This is a genomic window from Mycobacterium sp. 1245805.9, from assembly GCF_001672915.1.
Taxonomy (GTDB): Bacteria; Actinomycetota; Actinomycetes; order Mycobacteriales; family Mycobacteriaceae; genus Mycobacterium.
In genome coordinates, this window is the sequence record NZ_LZKR01000212.1 from 45746 (window position 1) to 62046 (window position 16301).

General features: G+C 69.8%; 18 protein-coding genes. 15 read left to right on the forward strand and 3 right to left on the reverse strand.

Annotated features, from left to right (window positions below; all coding sequences use genetic code 11):
* Positions 1-48 precede the first annotated feature (48 nt).
* From A9X00_RS27035 to A9X00_RS27075, 9 genes are all read left to right on the forward strand, one after another.
* Positions 49-588, forward strand: a complete 540-nt coding sequence (locus A9X00_RS27035; RefSeq protein WP_067160726.1) for a DUF6676 family protein — start codon at positions 49-51, stop codon at positions 586-588.
* Positions 589-839: 251 nt separating this feature from the next.
* Positions 840-2273: an NlpC/P60 family peptidoglycan endopeptidase RipA gene (gene ripA / locus A9X00_RS27040; protein WP_067160729.1), complete on the forward strand. Its 1434-nt coding sequence runs from the start codon at positions 840-842 to the stop codon at positions 2271-2273.
* A gap of 14 nt (positions 2274-2287) precedes the next feature.
* Positions 2288-3013 carry an NlpC/P60 family peptidoglycan endopeptidase RipB gene (gene ripB, locus A9X00_RS27045; RefSeq protein ID WP_067160731.1) on the forward strand — a complete coding sequence of 242 codons (726 nt, stop codon included), beginning with the start codon at positions 2288-2290 and terminating at the stop codon, positions 3011-3013.
* A gap of 111 nt (positions 3014-3124) precedes the next feature.
* Positions 3125-4255 carry a MoxR family ATPase gene (locus tag A9X00_RS27050; RefSeq protein ID WP_067160734.1) on the forward strand — a complete coding sequence of 377 codons (1131 nt, stop codon included), beginning with the start codon at positions 3125-3127 and terminating at the stop codon, positions 4253-4255.
* Positions 4252-5205, forward strand: a complete 954-nt coding sequence (locus A9X00_RS27055; protein ID WP_067160737.1) for a DUF58 domain-containing protein — start codon at positions 4252-4254, stop codon at positions 5203-5205. Before A9X00_RS27050 ends, A9X00_RS27055 begins: the two co-directional genes overlap by 4 nt.
* Positions 5202-6209, forward strand: coding sequence for a VWA domain-containing protein (locus A9X00_RS27060; protein WP_067160741.1), 1008 nt, complete (start codon positions 5202-5204; stop codon positions 6207-6209). Before A9X00_RS27055 ends, A9X00_RS27060 begins: the two co-directional genes overlap by 4 nt.
* Before the next feature lie 150 nt (positions 6210-6359).
* Positions 6360-7124, forward strand: a complete 765-nt coding sequence (fabG, locus tag A9X00_RS27065; RefSeq protein WP_067160744.1) for a 3-oxoacyl-ACP reductase FabG — start codon at positions 6360-6362, stop codon at positions 7122-7124.
* A 22-nt stretch (positions 7125-7146) separates the two neighbouring features.
* Positions 7147-7956, forward strand: coding sequence for an NADH-dependent enoyl-ACP reductase InhA (gene inhA, locus A9X00_RS27070; RefSeq protein WP_067160747.1), 810 nt, complete (start codon positions 7147-7149; stop codon positions 7954-7956).
* Between the two features lie 6 nt (positions 7957-7962).
* Positions 7963-8967 (forward strand): ferrochelatase, encoded by a 1005-nt coding sequence (locus A9X00_RS27075; RefSeq protein WP_067160749.1) that lies wholly within the window; start codon positions 7963-7965, stop codon positions 8965-8967.
* 46 nt (positions 8968-9013) lie between these two features.
* Here the strand turns inward: A9X00_RS27075 and A9X00_RS27080 are convergent, their stop codons facing one another.
* The gene (locus tag A9X00_RS27080; RefSeq protein WP_067160752.1) at positions 9014-9940 is read right to left on the reverse strand and encodes a hypothetical protein; all 927 of its coding nucleotides are present in this window, start codon (positions 9938-9940) and stop codon (positions 9014-9016) included.
* A gap of 57 nt (positions 9941-9997) precedes the next feature.
* Here A9X00_RS27080 and A9X00_RS27085 point away from each other — a divergent pair, with 57 nt between their 5' ends.
* Genes A9X00_RS27085 through A9X00_RS27100 form a run of 4 tightly spaced genes read left to right on the forward strand, consistent with a single transcriptional unit; the run spans position 9998 to position 13408 of the window.
* A complete protein-coding gene (locus tag A9X00_RS27085; RefSeq protein ID WP_067160755.1) occupies positions 9998-10432 on the forward strand; it encodes an NfeD family protein in 435 nt (144 codons plus the stop codon).
* 29 nt (positions 10433-10461) lie between these two features.
* Complete coding sequence (locus A9X00_RS27090; protein WP_067160758.1) at positions 10462-11601, forward strand: SPFH domain-containing protein; 1140 nt, start codon at positions 10462-10464, stop codon at positions 11599-11601.
* 10 nt (positions 11602-11611) lie between these two features.
* Complete coding sequence (locus A9X00_RS27095) at positions 11612-11968, forward strand: DoxX family protein (RefSeq protein ID WP_067160761.1); 357 nt, start codon at positions 11612-11614, stop codon at positions 11966-11968.
* A gap of 51 nt (positions 11969-12019) precedes the next feature.
* Complete coding sequence (locus A9X00_RS27100) at positions 12020-13408, forward strand: MFS transporter (RefSeq protein ID WP_082975555.1); 1389 nt, start codon at positions 12020-12022, stop codon at positions 13406-13408.
* A gap of 221 nt (positions 13409-13629) precedes the next feature.
* Here A9X00_RS27100 and A9X00_RS27110 read toward each other — a convergent pair whose 3' ends face one another.
* The gene (locus A9X00_RS27110) at positions 13630-14046 is read right to left on the reverse strand and encodes a type II toxin-antitoxin system VapC family toxin (RefSeq protein ID WP_067160767.1); all 417 of its coding nucleotides are present in this window, start codon (positions 14044-14046) and stop codon (positions 13630-13632) included.
* Positions 14043-14276 (reverse strand): hypothetical protein, encoded by a 234-nt coding sequence (locus A9X00_RS27115; protein ID WP_067160769.1) that lies wholly within the window; start codon positions 14274-14276, stop codon positions 14043-14045. Before A9X00_RS27115 ends, A9X00_RS27110 begins: the two co-directional genes overlap by 4 nt.
* A gap of 109 nt (positions 14277-14385) precedes the next feature.
* On the opposite strand from A9X00_RS27115, the gene A9X00_RS27120 reads away from it, so the two are divergent.
* Both A9X00_RS27120 and A9X00_RS27125 read left to right on the forward strand, forming a co-directional pair.
* Positions 14386-15096 (forward strand): response regulator transcription factor, encoded by a 711-nt coding sequence (locus A9X00_RS27120; RefSeq protein ID WP_067160773.1) that lies wholly within the window; start codon positions 14386-14388, stop codon positions 15094-15096.
* Positions 15093-16301 (forward strand): HAMP domain-containing sensor histidine kinase (locus A9X00_RS27125; RefSeq protein WP_067160776.1); only part of this gene is annotated, 1209 nt, incomplete at its 3' end. The genes A9X00_RS27120 and A9X00_RS27125, both read left to right, overlap by 4 nt.

Genomic DNA, 16301 nt, shown 5'->3' on the forward strand with positions numbered 1-16301 from the left:
AGTCTTGTCGCGCGCGGCGCGGGTTTAAAGCCCCATTACAGTGTCGGCATGACCGGGCACCCGTTTCTGCCGCTGTACATTCCGGTGGACGTCGACATGACCGCGATCAAGGCTCAGGTCGCCGCCACCGGCGTCAGCGCATCACCCGCGGCCATGCCCGGCCTGCTCGACATCGTCAACCAGGCCCACGCCGACGGCATCAACCTCAAGATCGTGCTGCTCGACCACAACCCGCCGAACGACACCCCGCTGCGCGACATCTCCACCGTCGTCGGCGCCGACTATCACGACGCGACCGTGCTGACGCTCAGCCCCAGCTACGTCGGCACCTACAGCACGCAATTCCCGCGCGTCACGCTCGAGGCCGGCGAGGACAACGCCAAGACCGGCAACCCGGTCGTCTCGGCGCAGCACTTCCTGCACGAGCTGAACACGCCCGAGTTCCCCTGGACGGGCCTGACCATCTTCCTGCTGATCGCGGTGCTCACGGCGGCCGTGGGCACCCGATTTCTGCAGTTGCGCGCCAAGCGCGCAGCAACGCCGGCCGGCGCGCCGGACACGACGGCGGAAGCGCCCGGCATCGCCTAGTCACGGCGCCTGACCCGCGCATCCGGCGCCGGCCGCCTGCTCGGGCCGTCGCCCCCGGCGCTGCGCGGCAAACACCGCAGGTCACCGTTCGGTCACATTAAACGCACGTCCAGAGTGCAGTTTGTGACTAGCGTTTCCACGGCGTCATATGTGACGTACGGTGCAAATGGTGCTCGTGTTGTTTGTGGCGTTTTCGAAGAAGGCCGTGCCTGGCGCCGCCCGTCCGCGTTGAGCCGTAGGAGACCTGTCGAATGAGACGTACGCGCTGGGGGCCCTCTGCGCGACCGGCTACCAGGCTGCTCCGGCCGGTCGTTCCGTCGGTGCTGAGCGTGGCCATGCTGATGTCCACCCCGGGCCTGGCCGACGCCGACCCCGCCGCGGACAGCATGGCCGCGTTGATCGCGAACGTCGCCAAGGCCAACCAGCGGATGCAAGACCTGACGGCCGAAATCCAGACCGAGCAGGAAAGCGTCAACAAGGCACTGGTCGACGTGGAGACCGCGCGGGACAACGCGACCGCCGCCGGGCACGACGTGGAGGCCAGCCAGCAAGCGGTCAAGGACGCCAACGCGGCGATCGCCGCGGCCCAGCATCGGTTCAACACCTTCGCGGCGGCCACCTACATGAACGGACCGTCGGGCAGCTACCTGACGGCGACCAGCCCCGAGGACATGATCGCGACGCAAAGCGCCGCCGAGACGCTGACTGCGAGCTCGCAGGCGGTGATGGACAAGCTGCAGCGGGCCCGGACCGAGCAGGTGAACAAGGAGTCGGCCGCGCGGCTGGCCAAGCAGAAGGCCGACAAGGCCGCCGCCGACGCGAAGGCCAGCCAGGACGCCGCGGTGGCCGCGCTGACCGATTCCAAGCGCAAGTTCAACGACCAACGTGAGCTGGCCACCCGCCTGGCCGCCGAGCGCGATCAGGCACAGGCGAAACTCGAAGCGGCCCAGCGCGAGTGGGCGGCGGGGCATGGCTCATCCGGCGTCGCGGCCTCGGGCGACCGGTGGGACCCCGGTGCGCCGGCCGGTGCCCCGCATTCCGGCGGCCGCCGGTGGGATGGCCTGTGGGACCCGACGCTGCCCATGGTGCCCAGCGCGAACGTCCCCGGCGACCCGATCGCCGTCATCAACCAGGTGCTGGGCATCTCGGCCACGTCGACGCAGGTCACCGCCGGCATGGGCCGCAGCTTCCTGCAGCAGCTGGGCATCCTCAAGCCCGACGACACCGGCATCACCAACGCGTCACCCGGCGGCACCGCGGGCCGCATCCCCCGGGTGTACGGGCGGCAGGCCACCGAGTACGTGATCCGCCGCGGCATGTCTCAGATCGGCGTGCCCTATTCGTGGGGAGGCGGCAACGCGGCCGGGCCCAGCAAGGGCATCGACTCCGGCGCCGGGATCACCGGCTTCGACTGTTCGGGCCTGGTCCTGTACTCGTTCGCCGGCGTGGGCATCAAGCTGCCGCACTACTCGGGTTCGCAGTACAACCTGGGCCGCAAGATCCCGTCGGCGCAGATGCGCCGCGGTGACGTCATCTTCTACGGACCCGGCGGCAGCCAGCACGTGACGATCTACCTCGGCGACGGCCAGATGCTCGAGGCTCCCGACATCGGATTGAAGGTTCGCGTCGCGCCCGTGCGCACCAGCGGGATGACGCCCTATGTGGTCCGCTACATCGAATGGTGACTGAACGGGGAGCTATGCGCCGCAATAGGTTTCGCCTGATCAACTTCGCCTGGATCACCACGGTGGTGGCCGGGCTGATGTTGTCTGTGGCCGCGCCTGCCACCGCCGATCCCGGACAATGGGACCCCACCCTGCCGGCCACCATCAGCGCCGGTGCGCCGGGCGACCCGCTCGCCGTCGCCAATGCCTCGCTGCAGGCCACCGCCCAGGCCGCGCAGACCACGATGGACCTGGGCAAGCAATTCCTCGGCGGGCTCGGGATCAACCTCGGCGGCGACCCGGCGCCCACCGCGGCCACCCCCACCAACCCCGGCGGCAAGATCCCGCGCGTCTACGGCCGGCAGGCCGTCGAGTACGTGATCAAGCGGATGGGCTCGCAGATGGGCGTTCCGTATTCGTGGGGCGGTGGCTCACTGGACGGGCCCAGCAAGGGCGTCGGCGACGGGGCCAACATCAACGGCTTCGACTGTTCGGGGCTGATGCGCTACGGCTTCGCCGGCGTCGGGGTGCTGATTCCGCGGTTTTCCGGTGACCAGTACAACGCCGGCCGCCACATTCCCCCGGACCAGGCCAGGCGCGGCGACCTCATCTTCTACGGCCCGAACGGCGGCCAGCACGTCACCATGTACCTGGGCAACGGGCAGATGCTCGAGGCGTCGAGCCTCGCCGGCAAGGTCACCGTCAGCCCGGTGCGCAAGCCCGGCATGACGCCGTTCCTGACTAGGATCATCGAGTACTGATCGCGGGGCCGGCCTGGCGCGGCGTCGACGGAAACCGGCTGGCCTGGAATAGTTGGTCCAGGGCACGTCGCTGCCCGGCAGTCGTGTCCGTTTGAACGTGGAGGGTTCTTGATGACATCAGCAGGTGGGCCGCCCCCCGGCGCCAGCAATTACCCGGGCCAGGGTGGTCCGTCCGGCCCTCCGGCCCACGAGGCGCCCCCGGGCGGCGGCAATGGGCTGGCCGCGGAGGTCCACACGCTGGAGCGGGCCATCTTCGAGGTCAAACGCATCATCGTCGGCCAGGACCAGCTGGTGGAGCGGATGCTGGTCGGCCTGTTGTCCAAGGGGCACGTCCTGCTCGAGGGTGTCCCCGGCGTGGCCAAGACGCTGGCCGTGGAGACCTTCGCGCGGGTGGTCGGCGGCACGTTCGCGCGCATCCAGTTCACGCCCGACCTGGTGCCCACCGACATCATCGGTACCCGCATCTACCGGCAGGGCAAGGAGGAGTTCGACACCGAGCTCGGCCCGGTGGTGGTCAACTTCCTGCTCGCCGACGAGATCAACCGCGCGCCGGCGAAGGTGCAGTCGGCGCTGCTGGAGGTCATGCAGGAACGCCACGTGTCGATCGGCGGCAAGACCTTCCCGCTGCCCAACCCGTTCCTGGTGATGGCCACCCAGAACCCGATCGAGCACGAGGGTGTCTACCCACTGCCCGAGGCCCAGCGGGACCGCTTCCTGTTCAAGATCAACGTCGGCTACCCGTCGCCGGAGGAGGAGCGGGAGATCATCTACCGGATGGGCGTCAAGCCGCCGGTGCCCAAGCAGATCCTCAACACCGGCGACCTGCTGCGGCTGCAGGACATCGCGTCCAACGTCTTCGTCCACCACGCGCTGGTCGACTACGTGGTGCGCGTCGTCACCGCCACCCGCAACCCCGAGCAACTCGGCATGAACGACGTCAAGACGTGGGTCTCGTTCGGCGCGTCACCGCGCGCCTCGCTGGGCATCATCGCCGGCGCCCGCTCGCTGGCGCTGGTGCGGGGCCGCGACTACGTGATCCCGCAGGACGTCGTCGAGGTCATCCCCGACGTGCTGCGGCACCGGTTGATCCTCACCTATGACGCGCTCGCCGACGAGATCTCGCCGGAGATCGTCATCAACCGTATCCTGCAGACGGTGGCCCTGCCGCAGGTGAATGCCGTTCCGCAGCAAGGTCATTCGGTTCCGCCGGTGATGCAGACCGTGGCGGCCAGCGGTCGGTGACCGACGCCCAGAAGCCGGCGGTGCGCCATCCGCCATCATTTGAGCGCGGGCAGATCGACGACCCGAAGCTGTCGGCGGCGCTGCGCCAGCTCGAGCTCACGGTCAAGCGCAAGCTCGACGGCGTCCTGCACGGCGACCACCTCGGCCTGATCCCGGGGCCGGGCACCGAGCCGGGCGAGTCGCGCGAGTACCAGCCCGGCGACGACGTCCGGCGCATGGACTGGGCCGTCACCGCGCGGACCATGCACCCGCATGTCCGGCAGATGATCGCCGACCGCGAGCTGGAGACCTGGATGGTCGTCGACATGTCGGCCAGCCTGGACTTCGGCACCACGGTGTGCGAGAAGCGCGACCTGGCGGTGGCCGCCGCGGCGGCGATCACGTTCCTCAACAGTGGCGGCGGCAACCGGCTCGGCGCGATCATCGCCACCGGCGCGACCATCACCCGGGTCCCGGCCCGATCCGGGCGCCAGCACGAGCAGACGCTGTTGCGCACCATCGCCACCACGCCCAAGGCGCCGGTCGGCGTGCGCGGCGACCTGGCGACCGCGATCGACGCGTTGCGCCGCCCCGAACGCCGGCGCGGGATGGCCGTCATCATCAGCGACTTCCTGGGCCCCATCAACTGGATGCGCCCGCTGCGGGCGATCGCGGCCCGCCACGAGGTGCTGGCGATCGAGGTGCTCGACCCGCGTGACGTCGAGCTGCCCGACATCGGCGACGTCGTGTTGCAGGACGCGGAAACCGGTGTCACCCGGGAATTCACCATCGACGCCCAGCTGCGTGACGACTTCTCGAAGGCGGCCGCGGCGCACCGCGCGGAGGTGTCCCGCACCATCCGCAGCTGCGGGGCCCCGGTGCTGACGCTGCGCACCGACCGGGACTGGATCGCCGACATCGTCCGCTTCGTCGAGTCCCGCCGCCGCGGGGCACTGGCGGGCCGGCAGTGACATTGCCGCTGCTGGGCCCGATGACGCTGTCGGGCTTCGCACACGCATGGTTTCTCCTGTTCCTGTTCGCCGCCGTCGGGCTGGCCGCGCTGTACATCGTGCTGCAGCTGGCGCGGCAGCGGCGGATGCTGCGGTTCGCCAACATGGAGCTGCTGGAAAGCGTTGCACCCCAACGCCCTTCGCGGTGGCGGCACGTGCCGGCGATCCTGTTGGTGTTGTCGCTGGTGCTGTTCACGATCGCGATGGCGGGGCCGACCAACGACGTCCGGATCCCGCGCAACCGCGCCGTGGTGATGCTGGTGATCGACGTGTCGCAGTCGATGCGCGCCACCGACGTCCCGCCCAATCGCATGGCGGCCGCGCAGGAGGCCGCCAAGGCGTTCGCCGACGAGCTGACCCCGGGCATCAACCTGGGCCTGATCGAGTACGCCGGTACGGCGACCGTGCTGGTGTCCCCGACGACCAACCGCGAGGCGACCAAGAACGCGCTGGACAAGTTGCAGTTCGCCGACCGCACCGCCACCGGGGAGGGCATCTTCACCGCGTTGCAGGCGATCGCCACGGTCGGCGCGGTGATCGGCGGCGGCGACACGCCCCCGCCCGCGCGCATCGTGTTGTTCTCCGACGGCAAGGAGACGATGCCGACCAACCCGGACAACCCCAAGGGCGCCTTCACCGCCGCGCGCACCGCCAAGGACCAGGGTGTGCCGATCTCGACGATCTCGTTCGGCACGCCCTACGGCTTCGTCGAGATCAACGACCAGCGCCAGCCCGTCCCCGTCGACGACTCCACCATGAAGAAGGTCGCCGAGCTCTCCGGTGGGAATTGGTACAACGCCGCGAGCCTGGCCGAACTGAAAGCCGTCTACGCGTCGCTGCAACAGCAGATCGGCTACGAGACGATCAAGGGCGACGCCAGCGCCGGCTGGCTGCGGCTGGGTGCGCTGGTGCTGGCGCTCGCGGGGCTGGCCGCGCTGCTGATCAACCGGCGCCTGCCGAACTAGCTGACCTTTCTTACGCGCAAGCCTCGCCTCGATTTTCGCCGAACGTGAAGCCACTGCGAAAAATCGCGCCGAAATTCGCAGTGGCTTCACGTTCGGGAAGCCCGGCCAGCCGATTTCGGGCCCAATACGGTGAGACGATAGGTTGACGGGGTGACTGACACAGCCACCGAGAACACCGAAAGTGCCACCGACTACGGCAGACCCGCATTCGTGGCCCGCTCTGTCCTGGTGACGGGCGGAAACCGGGGCATCGGCCTGGCGATCGCGCAGCGGCTCGCGGCCGACGGGCATAAGGTCGCCGTCACGCACCGCGGATCCGGGGCGCCTGACGGGCTGTTCGGCGTGGTGTGCGACGTCACCGACAACGGGGCCGTCGACCGCGCGTTCAAAGAGGTCGAGGAGCACCAGGGCCCGGTCGAGGTGCTGGTGTCCAATGCCGGCATCTCCAAAGACGCCTTCCTGATCCGGATGACCGAGGAGCGCTTCGAAGAGGTCATCAACGCCAACCTCACCGGGGCGTTCCGGGTGACCCAGCGCGCGGCGCGCAGCATGCAGAAAAAGCGGTTCGGCCGGATCATCTACATCGGGTCGGTGTCCGGCATGTGGGGCATCGGTAACCAGTCCAACTATGCGGCCGCCAAGGCCGGCCTCATCGGCATGGCGCGCTCGATCTCGCGCGAGCTGTCCAAGGCCGGGGTGACCGCCAACGTGGTCGCCCCCGGCTACATCGACACCGAGATGACCCGCTCGCTGGACGAGCGGATTCAGGCGGGGGCACTGGACTTCATCCCGGCCAAGCGGGTCGGCACGGCCGCCGAGGTCGCCGGGGCGGTCAGCTTCCTGGCGTCGGAGGACGCAAGCTACATCGCCGGCGCGGTCATCCCGGTCGACGGCGGCATGGGCATGGGCCACTGAGGCCCCGACACTAGGACGGAAAATGGCAGGACTGCTCGAAGGCAAACGGATTCTGGTCACGGGGATCATCACCGACTCGTCGATCGCGTTTCACATCGCCAAGGTGGCCCAGGAAGCGGGGGCGCAGTTGGTGCTGACCGGATTCGACCGGTTGCGCCTGATCCAGCGCATCGCCGACCGGCTGCCGGAGAAGGCGCCGCTGATCGAACTCGACGTGCAGAACCAGGAGCACCTGGACAGCCTGGCCGAGCGGGTGACTGCCGAGATCGGCGAGGGCAACAAGCTCGACGGCGTGGTGCACTCGATCGGCTTCATGCCGCAGACCGGGATGGGCGTCAACCCGTTCTTCGACGCTCCGTACGAGGACGTGTCGAAAGGCATTCACATTTCCGCCTTTTCGTACGCCTCGCTGGCCAAGGCGCTGCTGCCGATCATGAACCCCGGCGGCTCGATCGTCGGCATGGACTTCGACCCCTCGCGCGCGATGCCGGCCTACAACTGGATGACGGTGGCCAAGAGCGCGCTGGAATCGGTGAACCGGTTCGTGGCGCGTGAGGCCGGGCCTTACGGTGTGCGGTCGAATCTCGTTGCGGCCGGGCCGATCCGGACGCTGGCGATGAGCGCGATCGTCGGCGGCGCGCTCGGTGAGGAGGCCGGCGCCCAGATGCAGCTGCTCGAGGAGGGCTGGGATCAGCGCGCGCCGATCGGCTGGAACATGAAGGACCCCACACCCGTCGCCAAGACGGTGTGCGCGCTGCTCTCGGAGTGGCTGCCCGCCACGACCGGGACCATCATCTACGCCGACGGCGGCGCCAGCACCCAGTTGCTTTAGGGCGCAATGGAGTTCGACGCGGTCCTGCTGCTGTCCTTCGGCGGGCCCGAAGGGCCAGAGCAGGTGCGGCCGTTCCTGGAGAACGTCACCCGGGGCCACAACGTGCCACCCGAGCGCCTCGACGACGTCGCCGAGCACTACCTGCATTTCGGCGGGGTGTCGCCGATCAACGGCATCAACCGCGCCCTGATCGCCGAGCTGCGCGCCGAACTGGACCTGCCGGTGTATTTCGGCAACCGCAACTGGGAGCCCTACGTCGAGGACACCGTCGCGACCATGCGGGACAACGGTGTTCGTCGTGCCGCGGTGTTCACCACGTCGGCGTGGAGCGGATATTCCAGCTGCACGCAGTATGTCGAGGACATCGCCCGGGCCCGCCGGGTGGCCGGACCGGGCTCGCCCGAATTGGTAAAGCTGCGGCCGTATTTCGACCATCCGCTTTTCGTCGAGATGTTCGCCGACGCCGTCATCGCCGCGGCCCGGACGGTGCCGCAGGGCGCCCGGCTGGTGTTCACCGCTCATTCGGTCCCGGTGGCCGCCGACCAGCGCTTCGGCCCGCGGCTGTACAGCCGCCAAGTCGACTATGCCACAAGGCTCGTCACGGCCGCCGCCGGCTACTCCGACTACGACCTGGCCTGGCAGTCGCGCTCGGGCCCGCCCCAGGTCCCGTGGTTGGAGCCCAGCGTCGAGGACCATCTGACGACGTTACGTGGCACCAAAGCCGTCATCGTCTGCCCCATCGGATTCGTCGCCGACCACATCGAGGTGGTGTGGGACCTCGACCACGAGTTGCGGGCGCAGGCCGAGGCCGCGGGGATGGCCTTCGCCCGCGCCGCAACTCCCAACGCCGACAGGCGATTCGCCCGCCTGGCCGCCGACCTGGTCGACGAGCTCCGCAACGGTCGGGCGCCGACCCGGGTGACCGGAACGGATCCGGTGCCCGGCTGCCTCGCCAGCGTCAACGGCGCGGCGTGCCGCCCGCCACATTGTGTGGCGCGCCAACAGGATTAGCGGCGATCGCGAGCGCAGCGTAGCTGGGCGAAGCGGGTCGCCGCCATCAGACGGCGTCGCCCCAGGCCGAATGCAGGATCGCGTCGACGGCGGCCATCCGCGCCGAACGCACCACGGTGGTCAGCGGGCGCAGCGCGTCGGTGGCGATCTGCGCCTGCGACGACGACTGCGTGATCCCCGCGGCGATGCGGTCGGCGGGGGAATCGGACCGGCTCAAGCCGGCGCTGACGGCGATGATGGCGTCGACGTGCGCGGCGTTCTCCAGCACCCGCAGCGCTCGCGACGGCGCATGGTCGGGAATGCGGTGCTGCCGTGCCGATTCCAGCAGCTGCTCGACGAGCCCGCGCGGATCGTCGACGTCGGATGCGGCGCCCAATCCGATGGCGCCGAGCGCATCCGCGGCCGAGCGCACCGCGGATCGCAGCGCGTATTCCGCGTCGCCGAGCTCATAGTGGTGCAGTGGGGGCGCGCCGGGCAGCGAGTACACCGTCCACGACAGCGCGCACAATTCGGGCAGGTCCGCGTCGTCGTCGGCCGCGTCCAGATCGCCGTAGCTGAACTCGGGGACCAGCCCGACGGCGGTGGTCGGGTCGTCGGGGTTGGCGATGATCACGGCCTCGCCGGCGGCCAGCGCATCGCTCTCGAACTGCGTCCCCGGGGCCAGCCCACGCACGTCGCCCGGCACCGGCAGAACCACGGTGATGGTCCCGCGCAACCGAGCCGGCAACCCTGCGGACGCCGGCACGGACGGCCGGCCAACCGCCGCGCGCAGCGTCTGCAGCAGCGTGACCGTTCCGGCGTCGTGGACATCGGGCCACGGCAGTCCGGTGTGACCCGCGGCGACGGCATCATACGCGGTGACCGATTGCTTTGGCGCCCAAAGGGATAACGCGTCCAACACATCGTCGGGCGCGGCCTTGCCTGCGAGCCAGGCGTTGGCCCACAGGGACAGCGAGACACTGGGACACCACATGATCTCGGAGTGTAGTTGTTTGGTCCGGCAAAGGCGGATTACGCGTATTCTGACCGCATGCCCGCCGCGGTGATTTGGCTCATATTCGCGCTGGTGCTTGCCGGTGCGGAGGCGCTGACCGGCGACATGTCCCTGCTGATGCTTTCCGGGGGTGCGTTGGCGGCCGGGGGCAGCACCTGGCTACTGGGCCTGCCGCTCTGGGCCAACGCGGCGGTATTCGTGGTCGTCTCCGTGCTGCTGCTGGTTGTGGTGCGGCCGGCGCTGCGGCGCCGGATCACACCCACCAAGGGGCTGCCGACCGGCATCAAGGCGCTGGAGGGCAAGAGCGCGCTGGTCCTCGACCGCGTCGCCCGCGACGAGGGCCAGGTGAAGCTGGACGGCCAGGTATGGACGGCGCGGCCACTGAACGACAACGATGTCTACGAACCCGGCGAACGGGTGACGGTCATGCAGATCAACGGCGCCACCGCGGTGGTGTTCAAGGACATGTAGTCGCTGGCGGACAACTAGGAGGAAGCACGATGGCTGGGATCGCTTTGTTGGTGGTGGCCCTCGCGATCATCGCCTTCGGGATCATTGTGGTGGCGAAGTCCGTTGCGCTGATTCCGCAGGCCGAGGCCGCGGTGATCGAACGCCTGGGCCGATACAGCCGCACGGTCAGCGGGCAGCTGACGTTGCTGGTGCCGTTCATCGACCGCGTGCGCGCCCGGGTGGACCTGCGCGAGCGGGTGGTGTCGTTCCCGCCGCAGCCGGTGATCACCGAGGACAACCTGACGCTGAACATCGACACCGTGGTCTACTTCCAGGTCACGGTGCCTCAGGCCGCGGTCTACGAGATCAGCAACTACATCGTCGGCGTCGAGCAGCTCACCACGACCACCCTGCGCAATGTGGTCGGCGGCATGACCCTCGAGCAGACGCTGACCTCCCGCGACATGATCAACGGCCAGCTGCGCGGCGTGCTCGACGAGGCCACCGGCCGCTGGGGCCTGCGGGTCGCCCGGGTCGAGCTGCGCAGCATCGCCCCGCCGCCGTCCATCCAGGCCTCGATGGAAAAGCAGATGAAGGCCGACCGGGAGAAGCGGGCGATGATCCTCACCGCCGAGGGCATGCGCGAGTCGGCGATCAAGGAGGCCGAGGGCCAAAAGCAGGCGCAGATTCTGGCCGCCGAGGGCGCCAAGCAGGCCGCGATCCTGGCCGCCGAGGCCGACCGGCAGTCGCGGATGCTGCGCGCCCAGGGTGAGCGCGCCGCCGCCTACCTGCAGGCGCAGGGGCAGGCCAAGGCCATCGAGAAGACGTTCGCCGCGATCAAGGCCGGCAGGCCCACCCCGGAGATGCTGGCCTACCAGTACCTGCAGACGCTGCCGGAGATGGCGCGCGGTGACGCCAACAAGGTGTGGGTGGTGCCCAGCGATTTCAGCTCGGCGTTGCAGGGCTTCACCAAACTCCTGGGCGCCCCCGGCGAGGACGGCGTGTTCCGCTTCCAGCCGTCCCCGGTCGAGGACGCGCCCAGGCACAGCGCCGACGACGACGCCGAGGTCGCCGATTGGTTCTCCACCGAGACCGACCCGGCGATCGCCCAGGCGGTGGCCAAGGCCGAGGCGATCGCCCGCGCGCCGGTGGACGGCGAGCCCGGGGCGCCGCCGCGGCTGACCCAATAGGCTTGGGCGTATGAGTGCGCTGACTTCGCCGAAAACCTATGCGGCGCTTGCCGTGTTCCATGCAGTCGACGCGGTGGCCTGCGGGGTCCAGGTGGCCCCGATCAAGAAGGTTCTCGACGACGTCGGCGTGCCGGACGAGATTCGACCCGTGTTGCCGGTCGTCAAGGCGGCCGCGGCGATCGGCCTGCTCTCGGTCTTCCGGTTCCCCGGCCTGGCGAGGCTGACGACGGCGATGCTGACGCTGTATTTCACCCTGGCCGTCGGCGCGCACATCCGGGCGCGGGACAAGATCGTCAACGCCCTTCCCGCCGCGACGTTTTTGGCCACGTTCGCGGCGATGACGATCCAGGGCCCGGAGCGGAGTTAGCCCGGGCGCACGCGGCGTAGGCGCCGCGAGTTTCGGGTATGGGCACCCTCGATGAACCGGAAAGCGGGTCACGCCGCGACGTGGACACGCGACGAGACTCGCGTCGCGGATCGGCGCGCGGCGCAGCGGTCCATCCAGGGCACGGCCATCGGCAACTTCATGGAGGCGTACGACTTCACCCTCTTCAGCCTCGTCGCCACGCTCCTTGCGCAGACGTTCTATCCCGGGAGCAATTCCGACGCGGGCAACCTGATCGCCACGTTCGGCACCATGACGGCCGGATTCGTCGTCCGGCCCCTCGGCGGGTTCATCTTCGGCCCGCTGGGTGACCGCATCGGGCGCAAGCCCGTGCTGGTGATGACGATCTCGCTGATGGCGGTCTGCGGCGCCTTGACCGGCGCGCTGCCCGGCTACCACACCATCGGGATCTGGGCGCCCATCCTGCTCACCGTCATCCGCATCGGCCAGGGACTTTCCTCCGGCGGCGAATACGCGGGCGCCATGACGTTCATCGCCGAACACGCCCCCGACCACAAACGCGGGATGATGGCCGGCTTCCTCCCCGTGGGCACGCTGGGCGGGTTCGTCGTGGGCGCCGTGCTGGTGACCGGGCTGCAGACGGTGCTGTCGAGCGCCGACATGCTGAGCTGGGGCTGGCGCATCCCGTTTCTGCTGGCCGCGCCGCTCGGCCTGGTTGCGATCTACCTGCGCTCGAGGATCGAGGAGTCTCCCGGCTACGAGAAGGTGCACAAGGTCGCGGTGCCGGTCTCGATCCGCACCCAATTCGTGCTGACCGTCGTGCGGCAGTGGAAAGGGCTGCTGATCTGCCTCGGGGTGGAGCTCGCGGTCACCGACACCAGCTACATGGTCAGCGGCTACGTGCCGACCTACCTCAAGAAGACCGCGGGCGTGGGGGACACCGCGGCCCTGGTGATGGTCCTGGTGGTGCTGGCCGTCCTGACGGTCGGGGTGCTCCTCGTCGCGATGCTGTCGGACCGAATCGGGGTCAAACCGCTGATGTGGACGGGCTGCGGGCTGCTGATCGCGGTGTCGCTGCCGGCGTTCGCGTTGATGCGGTTCGGCGGGGCGTATCCGACGAAGTTCGCCGGCGTGGCGCTTGTCGCCCTACCCATGCTCTTCCTGAGCAGCCTCGAGCCGGCGATCCTGCCCGCCCTGTTTCCCACCCACGTGCGCTACGGCGCGGTGTCGATCGGGTTCAACATCGCGGTTTCGGCCTTCGGTGGCACCACCCCGCTGATCGCGGAGACCCTGGTCGCCGGGACCGGCAATCCGATGATGCCCGCGTACATGTTGATGTTCGCCGGGGCGGTCGGCGCCGTCACGTTGATCTTCGCCCCGGAGGTGGCGGGCAGGCCGTTGCTGGGTTCCGGCGCCGCCGACCTCAGCGCGGCAGCGGCGGCACGGGCGGAGCCGGCATGACGCTTGGCGCGGTGCCCGACGGCAGGCCCGGGTAGACGCAACCCGGCGCGCTCGACCCCGGGGGCGGCGGATACGGCGGCGGGGGAAGCTGAACGCGGACCGTGAAGACCACGCCGGTTATCGCGAAGGCGGCGATCGCGCCCAGCACGACGCCCGCCAGCCCGACGGCGAAGACGACGACGGTGAAATGGCGGCGGGCGCCGAAACGGTACCCGAGGATGCTACTGCTCGGACGTGGCCTCCGGGACCAACACCGGACACGTAATTCCCGGCGCTCGCAGGATCCGCCGGTCCAAAGTCACCAACGGAGCGCTGATGGTCTCGGCGAGCGCGATGTAGGCGGCGTCGTAGCTGGACAGATTCGCCCGCAGCTGCCAAGCGCGTGTCGCCAGCAGGTCGTAGGGCCAGAGTTCTATCGCCAAGTCCAGCAGGTCGGCGTGCGCTTGAGCGGCCTGGTCGGCGCCGATCGCCCCGCCGCGTTCCGCACGCCTGATGACGTTGGCGCATTCGTATGGCAGCAACGTTGGTGCGAAAAGTTGCGCATCCGCGAGGCGCCCGGTTGCCCATTGACCGTCGCCGCCCGAATCCAGCAGAACGGCTACGACCGCCGACGCGTCGCAGACGACACGCGCGGTCACCGTCGCTCGGCGCCCTTGGCCGCGAGGATGGCGGCCGCGTCGAGGCGCGCTTGCGTCGCGTCGACCCGGGCGCGCGCGCGGGCGATGACGTCGCCCGGTGTGGGCTTGTCCGCCGTGGCGACGAGTAGGCCGCGGAGGTATTCCTGCAGCGACTGGCCCGACCGGGCTGCACGCGCGGCCAGCTCGTCGCGAACCTCGCCAGGAACGTCCCGGATCGTGATGGCCACCATGCCTGCAGAATAGCAGCAATACATGCGTAATGCAGATGTCGACCTTGAAGCGAACCTGAAGAAAGCGGCGTCGACGGCCATACCCGAAACGGAGCGCTAACAATGAGGAATGGTGAATTTCCCGCGCGCGGGTGAGCGCCCGACGGCCGGCACTCCGCGGGTGCTGGTGGTCGAGGATTCCGAGACGATCCGGGAGATGGTCAGCGAGGCGCTGACCGACGCGGGATACCACGCCGACGCCTGCCCCGACGGCGACGGCCTGGAGCGCGCGCTCGACGGCCTGCGGCCCGACCTCGTCGTGCTCGACGTGATGCTGCCCGGGCGCGACGGGTTCGAGCTGATCGACGTCATCCGGGATTGGGGCGACGCCGGCATCGTGCTGATCACCGCGCGCGACGGCCTCGACGACCGGCTGCGCGGCCTGGACGGCGGGGCCGACGACTACGTCGTCAAGCCCTTCGAGCTGGCCGAACTGGTGTCGCGGGTCGGCGCGGTGTTGCGCCGGCGGGGGCGGTTGCCGCGGGCGCTGCAGGTGGGCGACCTGATGCTCGACGTCGACGCGGGGGTCGCCGTGCGCGCCGGGCACGAGCTGGACCTGACCGCCACCGAGCTGCGGCTGCTGCGATTCCTGGTCGAACAGCGCAGCCGGATCGTCAGCGCCCCGCAGATCCTCAACGCCGTGTGGGGCTACGACGCCTACGACCCCAACCTGGTGCAGGTGCACATCAGCGGGCTGCGCCGCAAGCTCGAGGCACACGGGCCGCGCATCGTGCACACCGTCCGCGGCATCGGCTATCGCGTGCAGGCCCACCGATCATGACGGCGCCGGCCGACCCGGTGACCCCGACGCCGTCGCTGCAGCGTCGCGTCGTCGTCGTCGTCGTCGGCTTGCTCGCGGTCTTGCTGGTGATCCTGGGGGTGATCATCGACGTCACCGTGCGCGCTCAGGCCCGTCGAAACCTCAACGACCGGCTTCTCGCAGCCACCTCGCGCGCGGACGCGCTGGCGCTGGCGCGCACGCCGCCGCAGCAGATCGCCGCCCAACTCGGCGGCGGCACCGTCCGCGCGCTCGTGGTCACCGCCGACGGCACGGCGTACGGCGATCCCGCGATCAGTGCGGAGACCACGGCCGGCGCGTTCGTCCCGCCGCTTGGGCCACCACCGCTGCCGCCACCGCCCGGCTACCCGCCGTTCGGGCCGCCGCCGTTCGGGCCGCCGCCGGGCGGACCGCCCGAGCCGCCGGACGCGACCGCCACCGAGCTGGTGCATCCGTTGCCCGACGGCGGCCGCGTGATCCTGGTGGCGGACACTACGCAGACCACGCAGGTGACCCGGCAGCTGCGGCAGTTGATGATCGGCGCGGGTGTGGCGACGCTGCTGGTGGCGGCGCTGCTGCTGATCGCGGTCAGCCGCGTCGCGCTGCGGCCGCTGGACCGGCTCACCGCGCTGGCCACCAACATCGCGACGGGTGATCGCGGGCGACGGTTGCGCCCGAAGCGCGCCGACACCGAATTGGGCCGCGCCGCAGCGGCTTTCGACGGAATGCTGGAGGCGTTGGAAGCCTCCGAGCGGCGGGCCCAGCACTCGGCCGAGGATGCCCGGCGCGCCGAGGCGGCCACCCGGCGATTTCTCGTCGACGCCGCGCACGAGCTGCGCACGCCGATCGCCGGCATCCAGGCGGCCGCCGAACAACTCGTCAGCAACGCCGGTCAGCGGCACGACGACGCGGCGCGCGCTCAGTACCGCCGTGCCAGCCTGCTGCTGTCCGACGCCCGCCGCGCCGGACGCCTGGTGGCCGACATGCTGGACCTGAGCCGCATCGACGCCGGGCTGCCGCTGGACCTGCAGGACGTCGACCTCGCCGCCGTCGTCGACGCCGAAGCCGACCGGGCGACCCTGCTGGCGCCGGGGGTCACGGTCATCCGGACCGGCGCGGACGAGCTAGCCGTGAAGGCGGACCCGACCCGGGTGGCGCAGATCCTGTCCAACCTGCTCGACAACGCCCGCAGGTACACCCCGGCGGGC